This is a genomic window from Oscillibacter sp. CAG:155, assembly GCA_000436875.1.
Classification (GTDB): domain Bacteria; phylum Bacillota; class Clostridia; order Oscillospirales; family Oscillospiraceae; genus Oscillibacter.
Genome location: FR890859.1, coordinates 1 through 25,642, shown reverse-complemented (window position 1 = coordinate 25,642; position 25,642 = coordinate 1). Strand labels below are relative to the sequence as shown.

The window sequence follows — 25,642 nt, the reverse complement described above, 5'->3', positions numbered from 1 at the left end:
CCGTGTTCCCCGCCAGCAGGATTTTGTGATCGGGATGGGCTAGAATCACCTCAGCCACTGGTTTCAGAGCCTCCTTGGCGGCTTCTTCGTTGATGAAGGCGTCGCTCTCCGCCTTGAACATTACCTGGGTGGAGTTGAGCTCAAAAGGCGTCTCAAAAACCAGGGGCTCCTGTTCCACGGTGGCCGCTCCAGATTCGGCAGCCGGCTCCTCCGGACCGTGGATCTTGAGCGTATACTGAATGCTGTCTCCCTTGTCTGCCCAAATATAAATGTAATAGGTGGTGTTGGGCGGCAGTTCCAAGCTGAGCGTGGCCGACTTTCCGTCCTGCGCTGCCTGAAGCGGAGCGCCATAGGGGTTGTGCATGGTACTTCCGTATGCATCATAGACCCGCAGATCGAGGTTCCCCGTCCCGGGCGTCATGTTGACGGTGGTGATCTCATAGGTGGCGTTTTCCACCGAGTTGGTGGTAAAGGCGAACCACTGGCCCAGGTTGTTGCTCACTTTGCCGGAAAGTTGGGTCTCCAGGGGGATCATGCCGCCGTCATCCTGGTTGGTGCCGGCGGAGATCTCCTGCCCGGCCACGGCTCCCACAGCTTCGGATACACTTCCGGCGGTGGAATATCCGGTTTTCTGCTCTTCCGGGTCCCGAATAATCAAGGAGTATTCGATGCTGTCTTCCTTCTCCGACCAGATATAGATGTAATAGGTCGTATCGGGGGGCAGCTCCAGGCTGAGGGTGGACGCCCGCCCCACCTGCGTCGCCTGCAGCGGAGAACCATAGGGGTCATGGATCGTTTTCCCACATGCGTCATAGACCCGCAGGTCAAGGTTTCCAGTGCCCAGGGTCTTATTGACCGCCGTGATCTTATACGTCGCATTTTCTGCCGAACCGGTGGTGAAAGCGTACCACAGGCCGCCTTCCTGTGTGGCTTTTCCGGTCAGCCGGGTGTTCAGAGGCAGCAGGACTGCGTCGTTTTGGTTGGTCCCGCCCCGGAGCGTTTCGCCCTGTTCCGCCGTTTCTTCCAGGCCGTCTGACACCACGGTCAGTGAGCCGTTGTCCGGCTGCTTGGCAGAGTCGGCTTCCTCGGTCTGAACGGCCTCTTCCTGGGACGGTTCGTCCGATGCATCATTCCCGCCGCAGCCGGTCAGCGTAAAGACAAGTATCAATGCAAGAATCCATGCAGCTGTCTGTTTCATCATCATTTCCCCCTTCCCGCTCATCCCTGGGCCGCCGGATCATCCGGCGCCTGGATGTTCAGGGTGTATTCGATCGTATCTCCCTTGTCGGCCCAGATACAAATGTAATAGGTGGTTTCAGGCGGCAGGTCCAGACTGAGCGTGGACGCCTGTCCCTTCTGCGCCGCCTGCAGCGGAGCGCCGTAGGGATCGTGGAGCGTGTCCCCGTATATATCATAGACTCGCAGATCGAGGTCACCTGTGCCCCTGGTCATATTGACCGTAGTCAAATTGTAGGTGGCATTCTCTGCGGAATTGGTGGAGAAGGCATACCACTGCGCCTTGTCCCGGCTCACTTTGCCCTCCAGCTTGGCATTCAAGGGGATGAGCTGGGCGTCGTCCTGATTGGTAGCAGCCGGAATTTCCAGGCCGTTTGCCGGTTCCGGTCCGGGCTGCGCCGTGTTGTTCTCCGGAAGCTGCCCCTCCGGACTTCGGACAGTAAGGACGTAGTCAATGACGTCACCCTTGTCAGCCCAGATTTTGATGTAATAGGTGGTTTCGGGCGGCAGGTTCAGGCTGAGTGTGGCCGCTTTTCCGCGCTGCCCTGCCTTTAACGGGGAGCCATAGGGGTCATGGATCGTCTCGCCAGACTCGTCATAGACCCGCACGCACAGGTCGCTGGTCTCCGGTGTCTGATTGACCGCCGTGATCTTGTATGTGGCGTTCTCTGTTGTATCCGTGGTAAATGAGTACCACTGGCTTTCATTCTGGGCGGTTTTGCCCGCCAGCCTGGCGTCCAGCGGCACAGCTTCCGCACTCTCCAGATCGATCCCTCCCTGGAGTGCGATGGGCTGCAGGCCCCCGTCGGAGGCGTCATCGTCCCCCTGGCCGCTGGTGCCATGCGATTGCGCTGACTGGAGCCCCTCACTGTCGCTCTGGGAGTCCCCTCCGTCCTCTGCGTTCCCGCCGCAGGCGGCCAGGGCGAGCAGCATACAGGCGGTCAATAAAAATAGGGTCAGTTTTCTGATCATGAAAATCATCTTCCTTTCCTAATTCATGGAACCTCTTTGTGATCTTGAGACGATCTTGCTTTCTTCCGCATGCAGATTTCCAGTCTCAAATAGTGCCCATCCGGCGGGGGAAAGAAGGTCGGGGTTTCTACGTGCAGCGGATCGGCCAGATCGATCCAGAAGGTCTCCTCCCCGTTGACGGGACGAGGTGGGGGCAGACTGTTCGGCTTTCTCTGTGACATCTGCCTGTTCCTCCAGGTGGCTATGCAGCGCTTTGCAATCCTCCTTCAGGGCGTCTGGATTCCTCCTGGGGCACACTGTTTACGCCTCAGGCGGACAGAAACATGGCTGGCTGCCGCCAACCGACTTGGGGGCAAAGCGGGTGTTTGCCTCGCTTTGTATGTTCCACGCTATCCATGTTTCTTTTGACAAAGCAGCTTTTCATCAGCGTCACTGCGCGCTTATCCGACCACATGGACATCTCTTGTGGCGGGCTGGCCCACCGGCATGGAAGAATCGCTGGGCCAGTATGTATTGCTGGGGTCAATGCTGAAGGTCAGATGCTGCCCGTCATATTGCTCCAGGCCCTCTGCATAGGCAACCGAAATCAGCCGCACCATGCCGCTTCTTGGAGAACCCACCGGGTCGCCCGATTGCAGTTCCATCTCCTGCGGCGTATCCAGCACGATCAGGCGGAAGGTCTGGCTGGAGTCCGTCCAGGGGGCGTTGGGGTCGGGACAGCCCTGCAGGGCAATGACTTCTTCATAGGTGTAGGTGCCAACGGTGCCGGTGAAGACGATGCGGCCGTCTTCTGCGCCGTTTCCCTGACTTTTGGAGCCGGACGAGGGAACAGCTTCCGCCTCGATCTCCGCATTGCCGCCGATCTCCGCAGTCTCGTTCTGGCCGGAACCATGGAAGGAGACCTCTGTCCAGTTGATCTCGATCAGGCCCAGTGCCTCCGGCACTTCAGTGAATTTCCCGGACCACTGGGTTTCCCGAACCAGAGTCCCGTCCGTGAGGGTAATGCGGGTGATCTCGGTATCACCGCTCCCACCGTAGGTCTCTGTGAGGCGAACGCCGTTTCCGTCTGCCTCCCGGGCCAGACCGGCATGATACCCGCCTCCGCTGGAGCCTTCTTCCAGACTCTCCTCCGGCTGGATCACAGAATCTGCCTCCGGGTCGTATTGGAAGAATCGCACATACCAGTTCCCTGAGTCTGTTTCTTGGGCCAGAAGCAGTGTTGGCACAGGATCGCCATCCTGCAAATCAAAGATAGAATACCGGTAATGGCCTGTAGGCGCCGAGTCGGAGGTGGTGTAGGTGTAGTCGGGGGCACTGCTGATGATCTCACCGTAGAGGGCGATGGCCGCATCATAAGAATCGGAAGCCTGTGGGTCTTGACCGGGCTCTGTTTCATTCTCCGCCGTACCAGCCCCATCTTCTATGGCGGTCGTATTCGCGGCTGGCTGTTCTTGCAGGTGATGGATTCCCCATGCACCAGCGCCGATCACTGCCACAGAGGCCAAACCGATGAGTCCCAACTTCACGATGCCCAGTCCGCCGGCGGCTGCGCCCGTACCGGCTGCTGCGGTACCTCCGGCTGCAGCCGTGCTTGACGCTCCGGCCGCGGAAGCGGATCCGGATGTCGCAGCCGCAGCAGTCTGGGCAGTCTGTGCCAGTATATGCTGCAGGACCCGCTGGTTGGGCAGATGGAAGGCCTGCGCCTCCTGGCCCCGCAGGAGCCAGAGAAGAAAGGGAAGGGGAGAGAGACCGTATAGCTTGGTGTCCCGCTTCTCCAGGTCCCGTACCTTTGCCTCAATCTTCCTGCGGCCGTACAGCAGCCGGCTCTTGACCGCGCTCTCCGATGTGCCCAGGGCCTCCGCAATGTCCCTGACCGGCATCTCCTGATAGTAGTACATACCGATGACGGCCCGCTGATCCTCCGGGAGACTGTCCATGATCTCGCGGATCAGCCGCGCCGTCTCGGCCTGGTCAAGGACCATATCCGGTCGGTTCTCGCTGCTGCTGTCCACAAAGCGTTCTTCTACAGGTACATCGACATCATCTTCTGGGGTAAGCTCGGTAAACAGCGCCGGCCGCTTCCGCTTCAGATAGTCCCGCGCCGTGTTTGCCGCGATCTGCCGCACCCAGGAGGGAAATTTGGAATCTCCATCAAAAGTGCCCAAGTGGGTAAAGGCCTTGATATATGTATCCTGCAGGATATCAAAAACCGCATCCTCGTCCTTGATCATGGACTTGATGGTGTAAAAGACCTGGCTGTAAGTTTTTTCGTACAGGGACGCCATAAGGAGGCGGTACGATGAAAGAAGTTCCCATCTGGGAAAAGAGCAATTTGAGTTTGGAGGAAGCTGCCGCCTACTCCGGCATAGGGATTAACAAGCTGCGCGATCTCACCAATGAAAAGGACTGTCGGTTTGTGCTGTGGGTGGGGAATAAGCGCCTGATAAAGCGACGCCTGTTTGACCAATTTATCGAGCAGATGTATTCCATCTGAAATTTGTGGTGTGAAAGACTGCCTGAATATGGTACAATCAAAGTGTCATATCAAGGCTCTTTCCATTACGGAAAGGAGTTTGACAATGTCCGAAAAGCGCAAAGACCATAAGGGAAGAATCCTGCGGACAGGAGAGAGCCAGAGAAAAGACCTGATTTATCAATACCGCTATACGGATATCCGGGGAAAGCGCCAGACGGTTTATTCCTCTGATTTAAGGGAACTGCGGGAAAAAGAGAAAGAAATCCAGAAGCAGCTTGATGCAGGAATCGACTATGCCGCCGGAAAAATCACCGTCATAGAACTGGTGGAGCGGTATATCAGTCTAAAGCAGGGCGTCCGCTATAACACGAAGGTTGGGTACAATTTTGTGCGGAATCTGATCCGGCAAGAAGATTTTGGATGCCGCCCGATCCGGGATATCAAAGTATCCGATGCCCAGCAGTGGATCATGAAGCTGCACGGCGACGGAAAGGGATACAGTACCATCACCAGCGTACGGGGCGTTGTCAAACCGGCATTTCAGATGGCCTGCAACGAGGATATCATCCGAAAGAATCCCTTCGACTTCAAGTTGGTGGAGGTCGTTCCCAATGACTCGCAAAAGCGAATCGCCATGACCCAGGAGCAGCAGGAAGTCTGGATGGGCTTTATCCGGGGTGACAAGACCTACCGCAAGTATTACGACGAGTTTGTAATCCTGCTGGAAACCGGGATGCGAGTGAGCGAGTTCTGCGGCCTGACCAAAAGTGATCTGGATTTTGAGAACCGGCGTATCCGGGTGGATCACCAGCTCGTCCGGGAGCGGGGCGGCAAATACTATGTGGAGAAAACAAAAACCGAATCTGGTTGCCGGTTTATTCCCATGACGGATACGGTGTACCAGAGCCTTAAAAATATCCTGGCTCGTCGCAAGACACTCAAAACAGAGATGATCGTAGACGGATACACCGGATTTTTGCTGCTGGACAAGGACGACAAGCCCAAAGTGGCGCTGCACATCGAGAATGAGATGCGCTGGGCCATGAAGAAGTATCGCAAGCTGCATCCGGACAAGCCGTTGCCGCACATTACGCCCCATGTGTTCCGCCATACCTTTTGCACTAACATGGCCAATGCGGGTATGGATATCAAGAATTTGCAGTATGTGATGGGCCACTCCGATGTGGGGGTCACGCTGAATGTTTACACCCACGCCAGCTTTGACCGGGCAGCCGAACAGATGGCAAAAATCCTTGCGTTCCCCGCTGTGACAGCTTGAAAAATCAGGTCAAATCCGCAGTTGGTACTACACCAATTACTACACCAATTACTACACCATTTGCCCATGAAATTGCGTAGAATTGCGCAGATTTGCGTGGGAAGAATGGCAACTACGATGAAAAGAAAAAGCGCCGAAAAGCCAGTCATATCAATGGCTTGCAGGCTTATGAAGGGATATATAAGAGATGACCAAAATACTATTTATTTGCCACGGCAATATCTGCAGAAGCCCCATGGCTGAATATGTGATGAAGGATCTGGTGCGGCAGGCAGGGCTGGAAGCCCAATTTGAGATTGCGTCTGCGGCGACCAGCACGGAGGAGATCGGAAATCCGGTTTATCCGCCCGCGAGACAAAAACTAGCGGAGCATGGAATTGGTTGTTCCGGCCATGCGGCCCGACAGCTCACCCGGCAGGATTATGAGACATTTGATGTCCTGATCGGAATGGACAGCGCCAACCTTCGGAATATGCGCCGGATCTGCGGCGGCGATCCGGAAAAGAAAATACACCTTCTGCTGGACTATGCCAATCGGCCCGGACAGGAAGTGGCCGACCCCTGGTACACCGGTGATTTTTCAAAAACCTGGGAGGATGTGCTGCAGGGCTGCCAGGGATTGCTGGCGGCATTATGAAGATTGATGCTGAAAAACGTATCCCATGCGGGCAGCCTGTTGCAGGTCAGCAGGCTGCTTTTTGCATTTTGGCTGGCCTCAGCAAAATCAGAATGGTGAGCCAGAGGCCTCGCCCTGGAGACGCAACTGTGTGACGAGGGAAAGGTGCTTTTCCATGAGTGTCGAGGAAACCTCGAGCGGACCGGAAAAGCCCGGTTGACCGCAGCAGGGGAATGGGGTACAATACCGATGTGACATAACACCAGAGAGGAGCGTGGCAGCATGCCCGGCATTTCCGTCATCGTCCCTGTCTATCAGGCGGAGAAGTTTTTGAAGGATTGCGTAGAGAGTGTTGTCCGGCAGAGCTACTCGGATTGGGAGCTGCTGCTGATTGATGACGGCTGTACGGATCAGTCTCCCGCCATCTGTGATGCATGCGCGGCGGAGGACAGCCGCATCCGGGTTTTCCACAAAGAGAAGAATGCCGGGGTCAGCGAAGCGCGGAACACTGGCCTGCGGGAGGCACAGGGGAGATATATTGCGTTTTTGGATGTGGATGACCGATACGAGGCGGACTGCCTGGAGACACTGTGGAGCCTTTGCCAGCAGTCTGGCGCGGACTCAGCTGCCTGTGCACATCTGAACCTCTGCGTCGGAGGGGAGTCCTCCGTTGAGCTGGTTTTGCCCGATGGTGTCTATGATGAGGACGGAATCCGGAAGGGAATCGTCTACCCGCTGCTGGGGGACCGGCTGCGGATGCCTGTATTCAACGGCTTCATCTGGCGGTATCTTTTCTCCCGGGAGATCATCCAGACGGTGGGGATCTCCTTTGAGGGGGCTTATCTGGAGGATGAGCTGTTTTTGATGGAGTATTTCTGCAACGCCCATAAACTGGCGGTGACGGAGCGGCCCCTATACCGGTATCTCATCAATCCAGCGTCTGCCACCCATAAGTACATGCGGGATTTCCTTCAGGTGTTTCGCCGCTTCATGGAGCGGAAGGAAGCACTGGCGGCCCGATATCATCTGGAACAGGCCCGGCCCCAGTGGCGGGAGTATTCCAACTGGGCAGGGCTTCTGATTGCCATCGGAAATGAATATGCCAAGGGAAATGACAAGCCATTCCGGCAGAAGCAGCAGATGGTAGAGGCGCTGTGTGCCAGTCCGGAGATGGCCAAGGCGATTGCGGAAGTGGTGCCGGAGGGGATGACCCGCAACAAGCAGCTGGTGGCCAGCTTGGTGCGGGGCAGGCATTTCTTCCTGCTGACCCAACTGTATCGGCTGAAAAATCGGAATTGAGGAAATGGAGAAATACGGTTCATGACATACCTGCGCGAAAGTTTTTGTTACCACATGTGGATGGTGCTGTTGGCTGTGTACGACCAGAGCGCCCTGCATCGTTGCCTGGTTCGATTGGGCGGCTGGTGCAATGCCCAAATCGATGAAAGCCGGATTCTGGGAGTTTTGTGCCGCCAGGGAGCTGTAGCTCGCTCCTGGCCGGACAGCCTGCTGTGCCGGGTCCTGACGTTTTTGATCAACCTGCCTGCCTGGGTGCTGCATAAGCTGTATCTGGCACTCCGGCTGACGTTTGAGGACAGTTTTTTTGCCCGTCTGGCATTTTCCATGGGGGACGAGACTGCCATTGCACAGTCTTGGATGATTATGCTGCTGTGGGTGATCCCGTTTTCCCACTGGAACAATGCATACAGCCTGATGGGCTTTGTGCTGCTGCTGGCGCTGTTTTACGTGGGGGCCATGCATCAGGAGCGATTCCGGATGGACATTGTGCATATCGGCTTTTATCCGATGCTGCTCTTTGGCGCCATGTTCTTGGCGGTGGCGTTTTCCTATGTGCCGTCTGAGTCTCTCCGCTTTTTGTTCTACCATATTTCTGCGGCACTTTGCGTACTGGTGACCGTCAGTGCGGTCCGCAGCACAGAGGATCTGAAGCGTTTGGCGGCAGGCGGCAGCGTTTGCGTGCTGGTATCCTCTTTGTACGGCGTGTATCAGAGAATCCAGGGTGTTGAGGTCAACGAGTCCTATGTGGATATGACGGTAAACGCCGGGATGCCTGGCCGTGTGGAGTCCTATTTTGATAATCCCAATACGTTTGCAGAAGTTTTGATTTTGCTGCTTCCGTTGGTCTTGGCGTTGGTGCTGTGCTCCCGCCGGTGGTACAGCCGGCTGATAGCGTGCGGCGTGGCGGCTGTAGGTGTTGCTGCGCTGGGCATGACCTATTCCCGGGCAAGCTGGGTGGGGATTGCCTGTGCCATGGTGGTGTTTGTGTTCCTGTGGAAACCGAAGCTGATCCCGGGGTTTGCGGTACTGTGTGTGCTGTGCATCCCGTTTTTGCCGGATACGATCTGGAACCGAATCCTCACCATTACAAACTTCAATGATTCCTCCACTGCCAGCCGAATCCCGCTGTATGAAGCAGCACTGGAGGTTATCAAGAAATCCCCGGTGACAGGTGCAGGATTGGGAACAGCTGCCACACAGGCGTATATCTCGGATTTCAACCTGTACCATGGTGAGGCACCGTTTGTCCACGCGCATAATTTTTACCTGCAAGTCTGGATTGAGGCAGGCCTGCTTGGAATCATCGGATTTGTGGGCGGGATGCTTTGGAATATCAAACGGGCGGCGCATGCTGTCCGCCACTGTGATGATTCTGCTGCCCGCACGATTACCTGTGCAGCAGCTTCTGCACTTTGCGGCGCCATGGTCTGCGGCTTGGCAGATTATCTGTGGAATTATCCCCGTGTGATGTGCATTTTCTGGTTCGTTTTTGCAATGGCGATTGCGGGAGCGAAGCTCTGCAAAGTAAAATCTACTTGACTTTACATGGAAATCCAGTAAAATAAAAGGGGCTGGTTGTAGAAACAACTGGCTCCTCTTTCATGAACCCGACAGGGTGGAGCAACCAGGATCTCATGCGTTTTTGTGAGAACATATCCAAGGTTACCCCCACAACTTCATGACCGGGTGTAGCGCAGTTGGTAGCGTGCTTGCTTTGGGAGCACTGTCCGCCCCATTCACGAGGGAAAAGCCGCACCCCCTCAATCCACGGGGATACTGCCGGCAGCGGGAACCGTTTCAGCAAAGCACTTGGTCAAAAAACGACCTTGACCACATGTTAGGCCACAGTTAAAATAGTTTTATAACCGGGTGTAGCGCAGTTGATAGCGCGCCAGCTTTGGGAGCTGGATGTCGTGGGTTTGAGTCCCACCACTCGGACCAAACAATGATAATCCGAACTACATTATCAGAGTAGGTAATGTGTTCGGATTTATCATTTCTATTGAAAATATCTCTATAAAGACACATCGGTCTTCTGAAAGCGATCCATCTTCTTGAGCCTTGAAAATTGCTCTAAGTGTATGTTCACCATCAATATTGCCGCGTATATCACCATTTACCGGTTCCATGGTAACATATCCGGATTTATTGTCATACTCTACAGATTCTGCGAAAAAAGCAATCCTACGATTCAGTTCGTGAAAACCATAATAGAGCTCGCTGAAATCTATGGGTTTCAGCGGGCTTTATTCTTTGTCTATTACGCATTAAAAACCACTATGCCTGATGGACAGAAATTGGTCTGTCACAAATCGTTTTCCCCAGGAATCCCGACCTCCGACTGTTCTTTGGGCAGGCCCATGTACTGTCGGGATTCCTGGGGGTGTTGCTCCATGTCCGCAATTTCCACCTGGAGCTGCTGGCGGCTCTTGGTTCGATTCATCTCCAAAAAGAGGAGAGGTGGTATTGCTCCTGCAGGGATTCCTCTCTGGGTGGAAACGCAATAACCGTGTCCCCAATCTGATTGCCCTTCAGCTCGTTCCGGCAGATCTCAACGTCCATGACCGCCATATAGAGGGCATATCGAGCGAACTCCTTGAGGGGCATCCGGATCATCCAGAGCCAGCAGACGACGGAGCCGACTACGACTGCCAGGCAGACTTCTCCTCTAAAAAGTGGCGAAATTCCGGAATATTGCCGCCCTCCAGATTAGATTTCTCAATAGCCATGGCATGATTCATTCCCATCACCAGAAGAAGATAATCCTGCGTCTCCGCCAGCGCGAGGATTTTGTCATAGTGCCACTTGGATTCCGCCGCCGCAGTCTTCACCAGATAGTGGTCGAAATAGAATGTGGTATCAGCGGAATCGGTGCCCGGCAGGGCTTTGCGTATCTTTTTGAGATGGGAGGTCAGGAAATAGGAGTTGCCTTTCCAGCCCGAACCCCGTATAATGGCCACAAGATTACAGCAGGGCAAGCTGAACGCTGCCCACCGATCCAGATGAAAAGGAGAACCCTATGAATTTGATCATCGAACACCTCTCCAAGCGATTTGAGCAGAAAGAGGTATTGCGGGACATCGACTTTACCTTTTCCGATGGCAAGATCTACGGTCTGCTGGGCCGCAACGGCGCCGGCAAGACCACTCTCTTCAACTGCCTGAACCGGGATCTCAAGGTGGATGGCGGCAGCTTCTATCTGGAAGAGAGCGGCGTGCGCCGGGAGGTAGCGCCGGAGGATATGGGCTATGTGCTCTCCACCCCCACAGTGCCCGAATTTCTCACCGGGCGGGAGTTTTTGAAATTCTTTGTGGACATCAACCGAGGCTCCATCCAGAACCCCCAGTCCCTGGATGAATACTTTAACATGATGAGCATCGCCCCGGAGGACCGGGACAAGCTTTTGAAGGACTACTCCCACGGCATGAAGAACAAGATGCAGATGCTCATCAACATCATTGCCCAGCCTAAGGTTTTGCTGCTGGACGAGCCTCTGACATCCCTGGATGTGGTGGTTGCCGAGGAGATGAAGGGGCTCCTCCGCTCTTTGAAGGAGGGCCGGATCACCATTTTCTCCACCCACATCTTGGATCTGGCCCTGGACCTGTGCGATGAGATCGTGCTGCTCAGCCACGGGGAACTGGAAGCGGTGGAGAAGTCCAACCTGGACAGCCAGGAGTTTAAAGAGAAAATCATCGCGGCGCTGAAAGAGGAAGCCTATGCTTAACACACTGCGGATATCCTTTTCCCTGAAAAACACTTACCGGGTCAACAGCATCCTCTACTCTATCAGGCAAATCCCGCTGCTGAAGCATCTGCTGCCTGCCACCATTTATCAGGTCAGAGGGTTCAAGATCTTTGCCAATGTGCTGTCGGTACTCTGGGAACTTGTCACCATCTTTCTTTTCAAGCTTCTCTACTTCTTCCTCATGGTCCTTGCACCGGGGGAGCTTCATTCCATGGTACCGGCCCGGGAGTCCTTTTTGCACATCCTGCTGTTTTTGACCCTGGTGGGCTCGTACATGAATACCAACCTCTTTGACCCCTCCCGGGACAAGTACTATGCCATCATTCTTCTGCGGATGAATGCCCGTTCCTATACCCTGGTGCACTTCGGCTATGATCTGACAAAGACCGTGGTGGGCTTCCTGCCCTGTATGCTCCTGTGGGGCCTGATGCAGGGGGTGCCCCTGTGGCTGTGCCTGCTGATCCCCTTCTGCGTGGCTGGAGTCAAACTGGCGGTGTCTGCTTACTCGCTGCAGGACTATGAGAAGCACGGGTATGTCCGCAATAACACAAAGCTCCAGAAAAGCACCTGGATCCTGACATTTGTGCTGCTGGCTCTGGCCTATTTCCCGCCCACCATGGGAATCGTTCTGCCCCTGAAACTTTCCGCCGCTTTGTTCCTGCTCTGCCTCCCGGCGGGGATTTGGGGGCTTCGGCAGATGGCGCGATTCCCCTATTACCGGGAGATTAATAAGGAGCTGCTGTCCCAGGTGACCAATCAGATGGACACCGTGAAAAAGACGGACAAAACTACCAGCGAGAAAATCATCTCCACGGACGACTCCATCACCAGTCGGAAGCAGGGTTTTGAGTACCTCAATGAGCTCTTCATCAAGCGGCACAGGAAGATCCTGTGGCGCTCCACTCTCCGCATTGTCGCTATCTGCGCCTTTCTCTGCTGCGGCGTCCTACTGCTCATGACCGTACAGCCCGGCACCAAAGCGGATGTCAACGAGATGGTGATGACTTGGCTTCCTTATTTCACCTTCATCATGTACCTCATCAACCGGGGCACCGGCTTTACCAAGGCGCTGTTCATGAACTGCGACCATAGCCTGCTGACCTACTCTTTTTTCAAGAGACCGGACTTTGTATTGAAGTTGTTCCAGATTCGCCTGCGGGAGATCATGAAAATCAATGCTGTCCCAGCCCTGGTCATCGGCGCGGGCCTGTGCTTGACCCTCTATGCCTCCGGCGGAACCAAGAATCCCATGAACTATGTAGTGCTTCTGGTGTCTATTCTGGCCATGAGCCTGTTTTTCTCCATCCACTATCTGACCGTCTACTATCTGCTGCAGCCCTACACAGCAGGGACGGAGATGAAAAGCGGCACCTACCGCATCGTGATGATCCTCACCTATGTGGCCTGCTACGCCATGATGAACCTCCGCCTGCCTACCCTAGCCTTCGGGGCGGCCTGCATTGTCTTCTGCGTGGCATACTCCATCGTGGCCTGCATTCTGGTCTACAAATTCGCCCCTCAAACCTTCCGGCTGCGTACCTGATGTTACCGGCAAATCCGCTTTATACTGGGACAACTGCCAAACGCAATTTCAAATTCAGATTCCCATCTTTCTTTACAGGTACGCCATTTGGCGTTCTTCGCAAACCGGGGCTTCGTTCCGTCAAAGGAGAGAGCCAGCAGCCGGTAGCCATCCGGAGTGGTATCCACCGTTTCAACCCCATACTTCTCTGTGAAGGCCTGGCCTGAGAGCCAGGCCTTTTATTTTCCTGCGCCCAGCATACATACGCCGGATTTTTCCTTGTCATCCAGCTTGCGGAAGAAAAGATTGCCGTTCCAAGGAAAACATGACAGACAGTTGTCGTGTTCCTATGCTATAATGGGCAAAACAGGAAAGGCGGTGCATCCCATGAAAATGGAGCGGCTCATCGGCATCCTGTCCATCCTGCTCCAGCGGGAGAAGGTCACCGCCCCGGAGCTGGCGGAGCAGTTCGAGGTGTCCCGCCGGACCATCCAGCGGGACATTGAGTCCCTGTGCCAGGCGGGCATTCCCGTTTCCACCGCCCAGGGTGCGGGCGGCGGCATCTCCATCATGGAGGGCTACCGGGTGGGCCGAACGGTGCTCACTGATCCGGAGATGCAGGCCATTCTGGCAGGGCTGCGGAGCTTGGACAGCGTCAGCGGCACCCGACGCTATGCGCAGCTGATGGAAAAACTGTCCGCCGGGACAGGCGGCCTGGTGCCCGGCGGCGCCCACATGCTCATTGACCTCTCCTCCTGGTACAAGACCAGCCTGCCGCCAAAGATCGAGCTCATTCAGGGAGCCATCGAGCAGCACCGCACCATTCGTTTTACCTATTTCTCGCCCAAGGAAGAATCGGTGCGTACCGTTGAGCCCTATTACCTGGTGTTCCACTGGTCCGCTTGGTATGTATGGGGCTGGTGCCAAGTGCGGAAGGATTTTCGCCTCTTTAAGCTGAACCGCATGACGGAACTCGCCTCTGGGGAACCCTTTGCCCCTCGTTCCGCACCCCTGCCCAACCTGGAGCCGGAGCGCATCTTTCCGGCCAAGTATCAGGTGATCGTTCTCTTTGATCCGGCCTGCCGCTGGCGGTTGGTGGAGGAGTACGGCGCTGATTGCTTCACCGTGGAGCCAGACGGTAAACTGCGCTTTACCGGAGGCTTTCCCGATGCGGACAGCGTGCTCAGCTGGATTTTGACCTTCGGAGACAAGGCGGAACTGCTGGAACCGGAAGAACTGCGCAAGCAGATTGGAAATTTGGCCAAAACATTGACTGCCCGTTACCGAAGGAGGGATTAGCATGGCGTCTCATCCGGATTTTGTGAACTATGTGGCCGAGCAGCTGCGGGATGCCGGAGCCATCCGCAGCCGGAAGATGTTCGGTGAATACGGCCTTTATTGCGACGATTTGTTCTTTTCCGTCATCTGCAACGACCAGTTTTTTGTAAAGGTCACTCCACAGGGTGAAGCAGCGTTCCCCAACCTGCCAAAGGCTCCGCCTTACCAGGGAGCCAAGGATTACATCTGGGTGGAGAATGTGGACGATCGGGACTCCATGACTGCGCTTACCCGCCTTACCTGTCTGGCGCTTCAGGAGAAGTCTCAAAAGCGGAGGAAATGACCATGGCCTTTGACTACAAGAAAGCGTACAAGGAGTTCTATCTGCCGCCCAGGACGCCCGGCATCGTCACTGTACCCGCCATGAACTTTCTGGCAGTACGGGGTCAGGGCGACCCCAATGAGAAAGACGGCGCCTACAAGCAGGCACTGGGTATGCTCTACGCCGTGGCGTTTACCATCAAAATGAGCAAGCTGGGCAGGTACAAGCTGGGGAGCTACTTCGACTATGTGATGCCGCCTCTGGAAGGGCTTTGGTGGCAGGAGGGCGTCCAAGGGGTAAACTACGCCTGTAAAAAGGATTTTCAGTGGATCTCCCTCATCCGCCTGCCGGAGTTTGTGACAAAAGAGGTTTTGGACTGGGCCATTCGGGAGGCCGCGGAAAAGAAACGGCAGGACTTCTCCCGGGTGGAGTTCTTTCCCTGGGAGGAGGGGCTGTGCGTCCAGTGCATGCACATCGGCCCTTATGACGACGAGCCCGCCACCGTGGCCGCCATGGAGGAATACGCCAAGGCCCAGGGCTATGAGGAGGACTTTGGAGAAGGCCGGTTCCACCACGAGATTTATTTAAGCGATGTGCGGCGGTGCAAACCGGAGCGGCTGAAAACGGTGATCCGACAGCCGGTGAAAAAAGCGGACATGTGAACAATGGATCAGGAGGCTGCCATGAAGATACAAGAGCAAAGGGAAGCGCAGGTTCGCCGCTGGTTTTCCATGTGGCTGAACAAGCAGGACACAGGTATTGAGAACCTCTTTGCGCCTGATGCCGTCTACATCGAGAGCTGGGGACCGGAGTATCACGGCAGCGGGAAGATCAAGCTTTGGTTTGATGAGTGGAACACCCGGGGAACGGTACAGCGCTGGGACATCCGGCAGTATTTCCACAAAGAGGATCAGACCGTGGTGGAGTGGTCCTTCCGGTGTGACATGACGGACGGCACAGTCCAGAGCTTTGATGGCATTTCCCTCATTCGCTGGAATGAGGTGGAGCAGATCTGCTTTTTGCAGGAATTCGGCTGCAACAAAAACCGCTACGATCCCTATGGCCATGGGAAAACTCCGATATTCCGGGAAGAGCAGGTACTGTGGTTTTAAAGGAGGGAACGGCATGAAAGGCTTTACCCGCACGGAAACCCGCTTCTCCTTGTGCGGCTTGGACTGCGCCCTGTGCTCCATGCGCCTGGGCGACTATTGTCCCGGCTGCGGCGGCGGAGCAGGAAATCAGAGCTGCGCCCTGGCCAAGTGCTCTCTGGAGCATGGCAGTGTCCAATTTTGCTGGGAGTGCCCGGAGTATCCCTGTTCCCGCTACGAAGGATTTGACGACGGTGATTCCTTTGTCCCGCACCGGAACCGGCAGCAGAAGATTGTTCAGGCCCGGGAGCTGGGACTGGGCGTTTACCTTGCCCAGTTGGAGGAAAAGCGGGCTATTTTAGAAGGACTTCTGTCCCATTACAACGACGGCCGCCGCAAGACTTTTTTCAACATGGCGGTCTATCTCCTGCCCTTGGAGGATTTGCGCTCCGTGAAGGCTTCGCTGGACAGTCGGTCGGAGCTGGACGAGCAGCCGATCAAGAATCGTGCCCTCGCCGCCGTGGGGCTGCTTCAGGAGGCGGCAGACCGCCGGGGAATCAGCCTGAAGTTCAACAAAAAACCGGAGAAGGGGTGAGCGCATGGCGACTTCCAAGGTGACAGTCCATTTCCTCTGCCCGGTGGAGCAGGTGTGGCAGACAGTGACTGACCTTGCCCATCCGGTCTGGCGCAGTGATTTGGCCCGGGTGGAAATCTTGGACGAGGCTCACTTTGTGGAGTATGCCAAAAGCGGTTATGCCACTAATTTTACTGTCACAGCCTGTGAGCCGCCTCGCTTCTGGGCCTTCACCATGGAGAACGGCAATATGTCCGGCTCCTGGGAGGGCATCTTCGAGGCGGCGGAGGGCGGTACCCGGCTGACCTGCACCGAGGCCGTGGCAGGTAAGCACTGGTGGATGCGCCCCTTCGTCCCCGGCTATCTGAAGCGACAGCAGAAGCTGTATCTGGACGATTTGCGGAAGGAATTGCAGAAATAAGCCGTGTTAATCTGCGTTGCTTGCGGCAACGGGCCATTCTCCATACAATGGCGGTAACACCTGAGTGAAAGGAGTTATCCACATGTTAAACGAAAATATCAAGGCAATCCGGAAATCGAAGGGGCTTTCCCAACAAGATCTTGCTGTGAAGCTGAATGTAGTGCGGCAAACCATCTCGAAATGGGAGCAAGGATTGTCAGTCCCAGATTCCGATATGCTGATCTCCCTGTCGGAAGTGCTTGAGACCCCCGTGAGCACGTTACTTGGAGAGACTGTGATGGAATCGGAGGTGGATACGGTCAAAGCGCTCTCCGAAAAGCTGGAGATTATCAATTTGCAGTTCGCACGGAGAAAGACACGCAGAAGAAAAGTCCTTCATTGGTCGCTGATCGCATTATGTGTGGTGATCGTGGCAGTTTCCGCGGCCTTAGTAGTCGGCAATAGTCCTTACTTGAGCTGGGATTTTAGTGACCCGGAAATTGCCGTTGCAGGCACGGTTTTTCACGCATTTGAGTGGCTGTTTGTCAGGTCGGTCCCCATTGTCCTGATCGCGGTCATCGTTGGCATTTATCTGACGGGAAAAAAAGCATAAGGCGTTTTTCCAAAAGGGCAGTCCCGTCGATTACAGAGTTCTCTCCCTCAGATTAAACTCCATCTTTGGCTGAAATCAGCACAAAGGGGCGAAGGTGTCGTTCTCTTTTGGCCCTATATCCTCTATGATCATCTCAGCAGCTGCAGAAAAGCAATCGATTATAAGAGGAGACTATCACCATGAACACGGATAAAATTTTTGCGGAAGCTATTGCCAATGAGTACGCCCCCAAGGATACCTCCAAGGTCGTCGCTTTGAGAAAGCTGGATTGGAAAGCAAAGCGCTCGGCGACTCTCTTCGCCTATGGCTTCGGTATCGGGATGGCCCTGGTCCTCGGCTTGGGAATGTGCCTTTCCATGCAGGTGATCGGAGGAGGCGGCATCCTGATGACAGGGGGCGGAATCCTTCTGGGAATTCTGGGTATCATCGGTATAGGCCTGAACTATCCCGTCTACAAGAAGCTCCTGCGGTCCGGTAAGGAAAAGTATGCCTTTACGATCATGCAATTGGCCCGGGAGATCAGCGAATCGGCAGAATAAATACGAGAGAAGGGCGGCAGATGAACAAGTCCGAAAGCAAATATTTCAATACCGCCCTGCGAATGGACGAGGCGCTCATCGCACTGTTGGAGGAGAAGGATCTGGAATATATCACGGTGAAGGAGATCTGTCACCAGGCCGGTGTGAACCGGTCTACCTTCTACCTGCACTATGAGACCATTGCCGACCTGGTGAACGAGACCTTGGAGATGATCAACCAGCGCTTTCTCTCCTATTTTCCCCAGCAGGAAGAAGAGGTCCTGGGCAATATGGGCAGCCGGGAGCGGAAAGAGCTGGTTCTGGTCACCCGGGAATATCTTCTTCCATATCTCCACTTCATCCGGGACAACAAAAAGGTCTATCGGGCGGCCTTCCGAAATCCCGGCAGCATGCAGGCCTATGCCCGGTATGGAGAGCTGAAGCAGCACATCCTCGGTCCCATTCTGGAGCGGTTTGAGATCCCAGCTGCCCACAGGCCCTATTACATCGCCTACTATGTGGAGGGCATCGCTGCCATCATCAAGGAGTGGCTGCGGCAGGACTGCGGGGATGAGGTGGAGATGATTACTGACATCATCGAATCCTGCGCGCGGCCCAAGGATGGCAGCTATGAGAAATAGCGGCAGGGCGAATAGCTCCTCTGCGCATGGTGAAATGATTATTTTCTGGTGAGCGGAACCATTGCCATACGTATGCTGCAAAAGGGACTGAGGCAGGCAAACATTCCTACCTGTCTACTGTAAAAATAAATCCTCCCATACTGTGTTGTTTCTCCTGACAAAACACAGCATAGGAGGATTTTGTTTTTATTGACTGCCCGTCGGGCAAAGAACAACTGGATTGCACAGACCATTCCAGTTTTGTGCTATCGAGTAATACACATTTTCCAAGATAGTACGATGTGCGTCATGTGCAAATATAAGGTAATAGCAATTTGTATACCGGGATATTCCAACAGCAAGGTGCTGTCGGCTTTTAAAAAGAAGTTCTGGAAATCAAGGACGCCCTGGATACAGGTTCCTTTTTTCGTCACCTGCGGACGTTGCTGATATAAGATCACGCTCTGTCCCCGATCCTAGGAATCCTTCACTTCCTGCCATTTGGCGTGTTTATCCTTTGTGCGTCCACGCTGGCGCATCTTTGCGGTTTCCAAACCGTTGTCCGGATCGAGGAAAACAACATCCGCATCGGCGGTTGCAGTAAGTGCGTTTTCGTGCCACTTGTGCCGGGGGATGCCGGTCAGGGGGCTTCAAAGAGCTGCGCTTTGAGAATACCGGTGTTTTCCATGCTTGTGATAGAGCGTACGTCCTTTACAATGTGGGCCAAACAGTCAAATAGTTCCGGGTCAGATTGATCCCGATATCTAATGGATCTCCTGCTGCAGCCGCTCTAAGAATTCCGCGGCGGGGATTCCGTCCATTTGGGTGTGGTGGAACTGGAAGGACACCGGCAGGGTGGTGCGCAGCCACTTTTTCCGGCACTTGCCCCAGATGAGGAAAGGATTGTTGTAACATCCGGCGTAGATATTCACTGCGCCGTCGATCTCATACCCCACTAGGGCGGAGGTGCCGATCACCATATAGTCCTCGCCCAATTCAAAGATCTCTCCGCTCTCATGAACCTGTCCGGTGAGCTTCGGGTAATCCCGATTAAATTTCTCCAAATCAGTGGAAACGGGAATGTCGCAGGTAGCGATGCCGCCTTTCCGATGCACCAGCAAAGAGCACATTGAACTTGTAGCCTTGTTTCCGGCTCAGCCGCACCAGCGCCGTCACATCCAGCGTTTTCATCAGGGTCACCATGGGCATGGGGGCCTTCATCCAGAGCTCAAAGGCCCGCGCCCGGGAGGTGCTCTTTGGATCTACTTCTTTCATGTTGTTCTCCGTTCTGTTCGTCAAATCCGGTTCGGTTGGCGGCGGTAGGTAGATTTTATCATAGCGCCTCATGGTCGGCAACTGATTCCCGTGTTCCGAAGCCGGAACTTGTGGTATAATAAAAAATCACAAACCCTTGCGCTTTGAATGGAAACAATAAACGATGAGGACCGAACATGAAACACATTTTTCTTTTGGAGGACGATGAGACCCTGGGGCGGGGGATCGCCATGGCCCTGACGGGGCCGGAGGTGTCTGTCGTTTGCCGGCCCAGCCTGGCCAAGGCCCGGGAAGCGCTGGCGGAAGACCGGTTCGACCTGCTGATTCTGGATGTGAATCTCCCCGATGGCAGTGGCCTGGACCTGCTACATCAGGTGCGGGCGGAGGGCGACGTCACTCCGGTGATCTTGCTTACCGCCAACGATCTGGAGCTGGACGAGGTCACCGGGCTGGAGGCCGGAGCAGACGACTATATCACCAAGCCCTTCTCTCTGGCGGTACTCCGGGCCAGGGTGAACGCCCAGCTCCGCCGAAGTGCCCCCAAGGCATCCCAGATCCTGACCGTGGGCCCCTTTGCCTTTGATTTTGAACAGATGAACTTTCGTCGGGATGGCAGGGGAGTGGAGCTCTCCAAAACAGAACAGAAGCTATTGCGGGTGCTGGTGGAGAATCGGGGGCATGCCGTGCCTCGGGCTACGCTAGTGGACCGGGTATGGACGGATGGTGCGGACTTTGTGGAGGAAAATGCCCTGTCCGTCACGGTCAAGCGGCTGCGAAGCAAACTGGAGGCCGACCCCTCCAAACCGGAATATCTGAAAACGGTGTACGGCATCGGCTATACTTGGGCGGTGAAATCATGACTGGGTATCTTGTGATAGGAGCGGTCCTGCTGCTTGCGCTGGCTGTGGTCGTCTATGACCGCTGGCGGACTGCCTGCACCATGAAGCGGCTGGATGACATGCTCACCGCGGCCATGAACGGCAGCTTTTCCGAAGGAACTTTTGACGAGAGCCGCCTCTCTGCTCTGGAAAGCCGGCTGTGGCGGTATCTGACGGCCAGCGCCCTGTCTGCGCGGAACGTGCGGGAGCAGAAGGACCAGATCAGCGCCTTGATTTCCGACATCTCCCACCAGACCAAGACTCCGGTGGCCAATCTGCAGCTCTATGCCCAGTTGCTCTCGGAGCAGCCCCTCACGCCTCAGGGGAGGGACTGTGCCGCCGCCATCTCCGCCCAGGCAGAAAAACTCCAGATGCTCATCGAGGCCCTGGTCAAGACCTCCCGGCTGGAAACGGGGATCCTGGCCCTCCATCCACAGCCCGGCGAGATTTCCCCAGTGGTAGAGCGGGCCGCCGCCCAGTATGCCCCCAAGGCGGCGGAAAAAGACATTGCCCTGGCCGTTGGGCAGATGGAGGGCTCCGCTGTCTTTGACCCCAAGTGGACGGAGGAGGCGGTATGCAATTTGCTGGACAACGCCGTCAAGTATACCCCGTCCGGCGGGACTGTGACGGTGGAGGTAAAAAACTACGAGTTGTTCTCCGCCATCCAGGTGGCCGATACTGGTCCGGGCATTTATGAGGAGGAGCAGGCCAAAATTTTCGGACGGTTTTACCGCGCTCCCGGTGCCTGGCAGGCGGAGGGGGTGGGCATCGGCCTCTACCTTACCCGGCAGATCGCGGAAAAGCAGGAAGGCTATGTGAAGGTGGAGAGCAGGCCCGGAAAGGGAAGTGTGTTTTCCCTTTTTTTTCCCCGGCTGTAACGGACTTCTTTCAAAACTGTCACATTCTCGAAAGTGCCAGGACAGATTTCCATGCTAAAGTCTGTATTGTCAAAGGACGATACAGACTTTTTTATTGGAGGAGAACAGTCATGACGATTTTACAGACTAAGGATCTGAAAAAATATTATGGCTCCGGGGATACCCAGGTAAAGGCCCCGGACGGCGTGGATCTCGGCATCGAGCAAGGGGAGTTTGTGGCCATTGTGGGCACCTCCGGCTCCGGTAAGTCCACGCTGCTCCATATGCTGGGTGGGCTGGACCGGCCTACTTCCGGTACTGTCACCGTGGACGGCAAGGACATCTTCGCCCTAAAGGATGAGGCCCTGACCATTTTTCGCCGTCGGAAGATCGGCTTTGTGTTTCAGTCCTACAACCTGGTGCCGGTGCTCAGCGTGTGGGAAAATATCGTCCTGCCGGTGGAGCTGGACGGCAGGAAAGTGGACCAGGCCTATGTGGAGGAGGTCATCGCAACCCTGGGCCTGGATAAAAAACTCGAGAACCTGCCCAACCAGCTCTCCGGCGGCCAGCAGCAGCGTGTGGCAATTGCACGGGCCCTGGCCACCAAGCCCACCATTCTTCTGGCCGACGAGCCCACCGGAAACCTGGACAGCCGAACCAGCCAGGATGTGCTCAGCCTGATGAAGGTGACCGGCCAGAAGTTTGCCCAGACTATGGTCATGATCACCCACAACGAGGAGATTGCCCAGATGGCCGACCGCATCGTCCGCATTGAGGACGGTCGGATCGTGACGCGGTAAGGGGGTGAAACCATGAATGTAGCAAACCGCAAGTGCGTGCGGCATCTTTCCTTCCGAAGCCTGCGGGCCAACCGGACGCGGAACCTTGTGGCGGTACTGGCCATCGTGTTGACCACGGTGCTCTTCACCTCACTTTTCACCATCGCCCTCTCCATCAACGAGGGTATTCAGCAGAGCAACTTCCGGCAGGCGGGAGGCTGGTCCCACGGTACCTTCAAGTACCTGACAGAGGAGCAGTTTGAGGAATTGAAAGACGATCCTCTCATCAAGTCCTGGGGCCTGCGCCGCTTTTTGGGCATGCCTACGGACGTCCCTTTCAATAAGTCCCACGTGGAGGTGGGGTACTCTGATGCCAACCAGGCCCACTGGATGTACTGCGACCCCATTGAGGGGCGACTGCCCAAGGAAGGCACCGACGAGGCCGCCACAGATACCCATGTCCTGGCGCTGCTGGGGGTAGAGCCGAAGCTGGGCACCCAGTTTACCGTCACTTTTAGCGTGGACGGCCATGAGACCACCCAAACCTTTACCCTGTGCGGCTGGTGGGACTACGACGAGGCCATCGTGGCCAACCACATTCTGATTCCCGAGAGCCGGGTGGATGCGGTGCTGCAGGAGGTGGGGGTCACCCCGCCGGGGAGTGACGGCATGACAGGGGATTGGAATCTGGATGTGATGCTGAAAAACGGCGATCGCAGCATTGAAGGGGATCTCAATCAGATTTTAGCAAACCATGGCTATCAGAGCGAAACCGCCGGAGCAGACTACATCGCCCTGGGGATCAACTGGGGTTACACCGGAGCCCAGCTGTCGGAAAATATGGATCCGACTACGCTGTCGGTGATCGTGGTGATACTGGTGCTGATCATCTTCACCGGATATCTCATCATCTACAACGTCTTTCAGATCTCCGTGACCGGGGATATCCAGTTCTACGGCCTGCTGAAAACCATCGGCACCACACCCCGGCAGCTCCGGCGGATCATCCGCACCCAGGCGCTGATTCTCTCCCTCATCGGTATTCCCATCGGTCTGCTGCTGGGCTGGCTGCTGGGCGGCGTGCTCACCCCTGTCATTACCGCGCGGCTCAATGAAGTGACCACTGTGGTTTCAGTCAGTCCGCTCCTCTTTGCGGGAGCAGCCGTCTTTTCCCTGGTGACGGTGCGCATCTCCTGCCGCCGTCCCGGACGTCTGGCGGGCAAAGTCTCTCCGGTGGAGGCAGTGCGCTACACCGAGGGCAAAGCACTGAAGCGGAAAGGGAAGCGAAGCGGCAAGGGCGTGTCCCTGCTGTCCATGGCCTGGGCCAACCTGGGCCGCAGCCGGGGAAAGACCTTCGTGACCATTCTTTCCCTTTCCCTGGCAGTGGTGCTGCTGACGATGACCATCACCTTTGTGGGCGGCTTCGACATGGACAAATACACCGCCAACTTCACCGCCAGTGACTTCATTGTGGCGGACGCAGGCCAGTTCCAGACCGGCGGGGACGCTTTTAACGACGAGATGGCGGTGCCGCAGGAGGTCATCGATGCCGTAAATGCCCAGGGCGGCATCACAGACAGCGGCTGCATCTACGGCAAGACCGCCCCGGCGGAGGAATTTGTCACCGAGGAGTATTACCGCTCCGTCTGGAGCCAGTGGAATACCCCAGAGCAGCTGGACGAGGCCATCCGCTACATGGATCGTACACCGGAGGGCCTGCTGGCGGACCGGGTGCAGCTCTACGGCATGGATTCCTTTGCCCTGGACCACCTGACGGTGTTGGAGGGCGATCTTTCCAAGCTCTGTGACCCGGACGGGAACTATGTTGCCGCTGTGTACAGCACAGATGACTACGACAAACCGGATATGGACAGTCACTGGGCCCGGCTGGGGAACACAGTGACCATTCGGTATGTGGAGGAGTATGAGTACTATGACGTCGACACCGGCGAAGTTTACGGTCCTCTGGAAAACGTACCGGATGGTGCCAACTACGCTCAGCGGGCAGTAAAGTATCGGGATGTGGACTACACCGTGGCTGCCCTGGTAACGGTGCCCTACGCCTTCTCCTACCGCTACTACGGCGCCGATGAGTTTGTCATGAGCAGCGAGACTTTTATCCGGGACACGGGTACGGATTGCGTCATGTACTACGCCTTCGACACCACGGACGAGGCCAACGCCGCCATGGAATCCTTCCTGGCGGATTACACAGGAGCGCAAAACCTTCAGTTTGACTATGAGAGCAAAGCATCTTATGCCGGAGAGTTTGAGAGCTTCCGAAATATGTTCCTCCTGCTGGGGGGCGCCCTGAGCTTCATCGTGGGTCTGGTGGGAGTACTGAACTTCTTCAACGCCATCCTCACCGGCATCACCGCCCGCCGTCGGGAACTGGCAGTGCTCCAGTCCATCGGTATGACGGTCGGGCAGCTGCAGACGATGCTGGCTCTGGAGGGACTGTTTTATACAGTGGGCGCGGCCATTTTGGCTCTGGCACTGATGGTGGTCACCGCGCCGTTTGTAGGCCCCGCACTCAACGGATTGATCTGGTTTTTCACCTATCACTTTACCATCTGGCCCATCGCTGTGGTGCTGCCCCTGTTTGGGGCGCTGGGCATTCTTATTCCAGTTTTGAGCTGCCGCGCCGCCCGGCGCTATTCTGTGGTGGAGCGCCTGCGGCAGGAGTAAGATATAGAGCCCAAAATGATAGCCAACCGCAAGCATGCACTGCTTGCGGTTGGCTTGCTTCGATTGGCCTAGCATTCCGGGAGAATCCGCCCAAGCCACCCAACAACTTCATAACCGGGTGTAGCGCAGTTGGTAGCGCGCTTGCTTTGGGACTCATAGCAGCAGAAACGAGTAAATTGCAAAAAAGAGTACCAATAACCAGTAAAAAAGAAGATAATCGGCTTAATGATCTCATAAAAATTACGACAATTTATAGACCGCAACAGATTTGACCACATGAGATTTTGTAAAATCCCATAATTGCAGATAACAAAGTGAGAAAAGTGGCTTTATTTCCGCATACTCTTTCGTTTCAGCAACATAAAAGGAGTGGTCAAAAATTCGCAGCCAGATTTTACAATTGAAAGATTTGTAAGATGAAAAGATTTGAGGACTATAACCCAGGAAAAATCGATACGAAAAGGAGACTCTTCTTCTCTAATTTGGGATGCTGCGCATTGTGGGGGAATGCAAATCGGATGGGTTTCGGATAGAGTTGCTCGTACAATAAGGCCTCTGAAAAATTTTAATTTCGGAGTCCCTTATTCTTTGATATAGCGATGCA

General features: G+C 55.4%; 26 protein-coding genes and 1 tRNA gene (1 of these 27 cut by a window edge). 21 read left to right on the top strand and 6 right to left on the bottom strand.

The genetic code is table 11. From position 1 onward, the window contains the following. The 3 genes from QZL67_RS02695 to QZL67_RS02685 all read right to left on the bottom strand — a co-directional run. On the bottom strand, positions 1 to 1,198 hold the 5' portion of the coding sequence (locus QZL67_RS02695) for an OmpA family protein (protein WP_292919724.1). 284 nt of this gene lie to the left of the window's left edge; only the first 1,198 of its 1,482 coding nucleotides appear in the window; its start codon is at positions 1,196 to 1,198; its stop codon lies off the left edge, out of view. 20 nt (positions 1,199 to 1,218) lie between these two features. After that, positions 1,219 to 2,208 carry a hypothetical protein gene (locus tag QZL67_RS02690; RefSeq protein ID WP_292919722.1) on the bottom strand — a complete coding sequence of 330 codons (990 nt, stop codon included), beginning with the start codon at positions 2,206 to 2,208 and terminating at the stop codon, positions 1,219 to 1,221. Positions 2,209 to 2,648: 440 nt separating this feature from the next. Beyond that, positions 2,649 to 4,493: an RNA polymerase sigma factor gene (locus tag QZL67_RS02685; protein ID WP_022289236.1), complete on the bottom strand. Its 1,845-nt coding sequence runs from the start codon at positions 4,491 to 4,493 to the stop codon at positions 2,649 to 2,651. Positions 4,494 to 4,507: 14 nt separating this feature from the next. On the opposite strand from QZL67_RS02685, the gene QZL67_RS02680 reads away from it, so the two are divergent. The 6 genes from QZL67_RS02680 to QZL67_RS02655 all read left to right on the top strand — a co-directional run bounded on the left by QZL67_RS02680 (position 4,508) and on the right by QZL67_RS02655 (position 9,819). Continuing rightward, positions 4,508 to 4,702 carry an excisionase gene (locus tag QZL67_RS02680; protein WP_022289235.1) on the top strand — a complete coding sequence of 65 codons (195 nt, stop codon included), beginning with the start codon at positions 4,508 to 4,510 and terminating at the stop codon, positions 4,700 to 4,702. 85 nt (positions 4,703 to 4,787) lie between these two features. Beyond that, positions 4,788 to 5,963 carry a tyrosine-type recombinase/integrase gene (locus tag QZL67_RS02675; RefSeq protein ID WP_022289234.1) on the top strand — a complete coding sequence of 392 codons (1,176 nt, stop codon included), beginning with the start codon at positions 4,788 to 4,790 and terminating at the stop codon, positions 5,961 to 5,963. A 187-nt stretch (positions 5,964 to 6,150) separates the two neighbouring features. Continuing rightward, positions 6,151 to 6,600, top strand: a complete 450-nt coding sequence (locus tag QZL67_RS02670; protein WP_022289233.1) for a low molecular weight protein-tyrosine-phosphatase — start codon at positions 6,151 to 6,153, stop codon at positions 6,598 to 6,600. A gap of 261 nt (positions 6,601 to 6,861) precedes the next feature. Continuing rightward, positions 6,862 to 7,878: a glycosyltransferase gene (locus tag QZL67_RS02665; RefSeq protein WP_022289232.1), complete on the top strand. Its 1,017-nt coding sequence runs from the start codon at positions 6,862 to 6,864 to the stop codon at positions 7,876 to 7,878. A 21-nt stretch (positions 7,879 to 7,899) separates the two neighbouring features. Beyond that, positions 7,900 to 9,417, top strand: a complete 1,518-nt coding sequence (locus QZL67_RS02660; RefSeq protein WP_022289231.1) for an O-antigen ligase — start codon at positions 7,900 to 7,902, stop codon at positions 9,415 to 9,417. A gap of 326 nt (positions 9,418 to 9,743) precedes the next feature. After that, positions 9,744 to 9,819, top strand: a tRNA-Pro gene (locus tag QZL67_RS02655). A 701-nt stretch (positions 9,820 to 10,520) separates the two neighbouring features. Here QZL67_RS02655 and QZL67_RS02650 read toward each other — a convergent pair. After that, complete coding sequence (locus QZL67_RS02650) at positions 10,521 to 10,856, bottom strand: YcxB family protein (protein WP_292919720.1); 336 nt, start codon at positions 10,854 to 10,856, stop codon at positions 10,521 to 10,523. 41 nt (positions 10,857 to 10,897) lie between these two features. Between QZL67_RS02650 and QZL67_RS02645 the strand changes: the two genes are divergently transcribed. From QZL67_RS02645 to QZL67_RS02590, 11 genes are all read left to right on the top strand, one after another. Continuing rightward, on the top strand, positions 10,898 to 11,605 hold the full coding sequence (locus QZL67_RS02645) for an ATP-binding cassette domain-containing protein (protein WP_022289229.1): 708 nt from the start codon (positions 10,898 to 10,900) through the stop codon (positions 11,603 to 11,605). Beyond that, positions 11,598 to 13,169, top strand: coding sequence for a hypothetical protein (locus tag QZL67_RS02640; protein WP_022289228.1), 1,572 nt, complete (start codon positions 11,598 to 11,600; stop codon positions 13,167 to 13,169). The genes QZL67_RS02645 and QZL67_RS02640 overlap by 8 nt, the downstream gene beginning before the upstream one ends. A 366-nt stretch (positions 13,170 to 13,535) precedes the next feature. Continuing rightward, positions 13,536 to 14,447, top strand: coding sequence for a YafY family protein (locus QZL67_RS02630; RefSeq protein WP_022289227.1), 912 nt, complete (start codon positions 13,536 to 13,538; stop codon positions 14,445 to 14,447). Between the two features lies 1 nt (position 14,448). Further along, on the top strand, positions 14,449 to 14,769 hold the full coding sequence (locus tag QZL67_RS02625; RefSeq protein WP_022289226.1) for a TfoX/Sxy family protein: 321 nt from the start codon (positions 14,449 to 14,451) through the stop codon (positions 14,767 to 14,769). Between the two features lie 2 nt (positions 14,770 to 14,771). Then, on the top strand, positions 14,772 to 15,410 hold the full coding sequence (locus QZL67_RS02620; RefSeq protein WP_022289225.1) for a GyrI-like domain-containing protein: 639 nt from the start codon (positions 14,772 to 14,774) through the stop codon (positions 15,408 to 15,410). A 21-nt stretch (positions 15,411 to 15,431) separates the two neighbouring features. Continuing rightward, positions 15,432 to 15,860 carry a nuclear transport factor 2 family protein gene (locus tag QZL67_RS02615; RefSeq protein WP_022289224.1) on the top strand — a complete coding sequence of 143 codons (429 nt, stop codon included), beginning with the start codon at positions 15,432 to 15,434 and terminating at the stop codon, positions 15,858 to 15,860. Positions 15,861 to 15,873: 13 nt separating this feature from the next. After that, positions 15,874 to 16,431 carry a DUF3795 domain-containing protein gene (locus tag QZL67_RS02610; RefSeq protein ID WP_022289223.1) on the top strand — a complete coding sequence of 186 codons (558 nt, stop codon included), beginning with the start codon at positions 15,874 to 15,876 and terminating at the stop codon, positions 16,429 to 16,431. A gap of 4 nt (positions 16,432 to 16,435) precedes the next feature. After that, positions 16,436 to 16,831, top strand: a complete 396-nt coding sequence (locus QZL67_RS02605; protein ID WP_022289222.1) for an SRPBCC family protein — start codon at positions 16,436 to 16,438, stop codon at positions 16,829 to 16,831. 82 nt (positions 16,832 to 16,913) lie between these two features. Then, positions 16,914 to 17,423 carry a helix-turn-helix domain-containing protein gene (locus QZL67_RS02600; protein WP_022289221.1) on the top strand — a complete coding sequence of 170 codons (510 nt, stop codon included), beginning with the start codon at positions 16,914 to 16,916 and terminating at the stop codon, positions 17,421 to 17,423. Positions 17,424 to 17,602: 179 nt separating this feature from the next. After that, entirely contained in the window at positions 17,603 to 17,962 is a 360-nt protein-coding gene (locus tag QZL67_RS02595) for a hypothetical protein (protein ID WP_022289220.1), read from the top strand. A 20-nt stretch (positions 17,963 to 17,982) separates the two neighbouring features. Beyond that, positions 17,983 to 18,582 carry a TetR/AcrR family transcriptional regulator gene (locus QZL67_RS02590; RefSeq protein ID WP_022289219.1) on the top strand — a complete coding sequence of 200 codons (600 nt, stop codon included), beginning with the start codon at positions 17,983 to 17,985 and terminating at the stop codon, positions 18,580 to 18,582. A 743-nt stretch (positions 18,583 to 19,325) separates the two neighbouring features. On the opposite strand, the gene QZL67_RS02585 is transcribed toward QZL67_RS02590, so the two are convergent. Together QZL67_RS02585 and QZL67_RS02580 are read right to left on the bottom strand one after the other, a co-directional pair. Beyond that, positions 19,326 to 19,676: a hypothetical protein gene (locus tag QZL67_RS02585; protein ID WP_022289218.1), complete on the bottom strand. Its 351-nt coding sequence runs from the start codon at positions 19,674 to 19,676 to the stop codon at positions 19,326 to 19,328. Further along, a complete protein-coding gene (locus tag QZL67_RS02580) occupies positions 19,627 to 19,836 on the bottom strand; it encodes a hypothetical protein (RefSeq protein ID WP_022289217.1) in 210 nt (69 codons plus the stop codon). Before QZL67_RS02580 ends, QZL67_RS02585 begins: the two co-directional genes overlap by 50 nt. Before the next feature lie 176 nt (positions 19,837 to 20,012). Between QZL67_RS02580 and QZL67_RS02575 the strand changes: the two genes are divergently transcribed. The 4 genes from QZL67_RS02575 (at position 20,013) to QZL67_RS02560 (ending at position 25,038) form a co-directional block, all read left to right on the top strand. Then, on the top strand, positions 20,013 to 20,696 hold the full coding sequence (locus QZL67_RS02575; RefSeq protein WP_022289216.1) for a response regulator transcription factor: 684 nt from the start codon (positions 20,013 to 20,015) through the stop codon (positions 20,694 to 20,696). Further along, positions 20,693 to 21,592 carry a sensor histidine kinase KdpD gene (locus QZL67_RS02570; protein WP_022289215.1) on the top strand — a complete coding sequence of 300 codons (900 nt, stop codon included), beginning with the start codon at positions 20,693 to 20,695 and terminating at the stop codon, positions 21,590 to 21,592. Before QZL67_RS02575 ends, QZL67_RS02570 begins: the two co-directional genes overlap by 4 nt. Before the next feature lie 110 nt (positions 21,593 to 21,702). Further along, a complete protein-coding gene (locus tag QZL67_RS02565; protein WP_022289214.1) occupies positions 21,703 to 22,371 on the top strand; it encodes an ABC transporter ATP-binding protein in 669 nt (222 codons plus the stop codon). A gap of 12 nt (positions 22,372 to 22,383) precedes the next feature. Further along, a complete protein-coding gene (locus tag QZL67_RS02560) occupies positions 22,384 to 25,038 on the top strand; it encodes an ABC transporter permease (RefSeq protein WP_022289213.1) in 2,655 nt (884 codons plus the stop codon). Positions 25,039 to 25,642 lie beyond the last annotated feature (604 nt).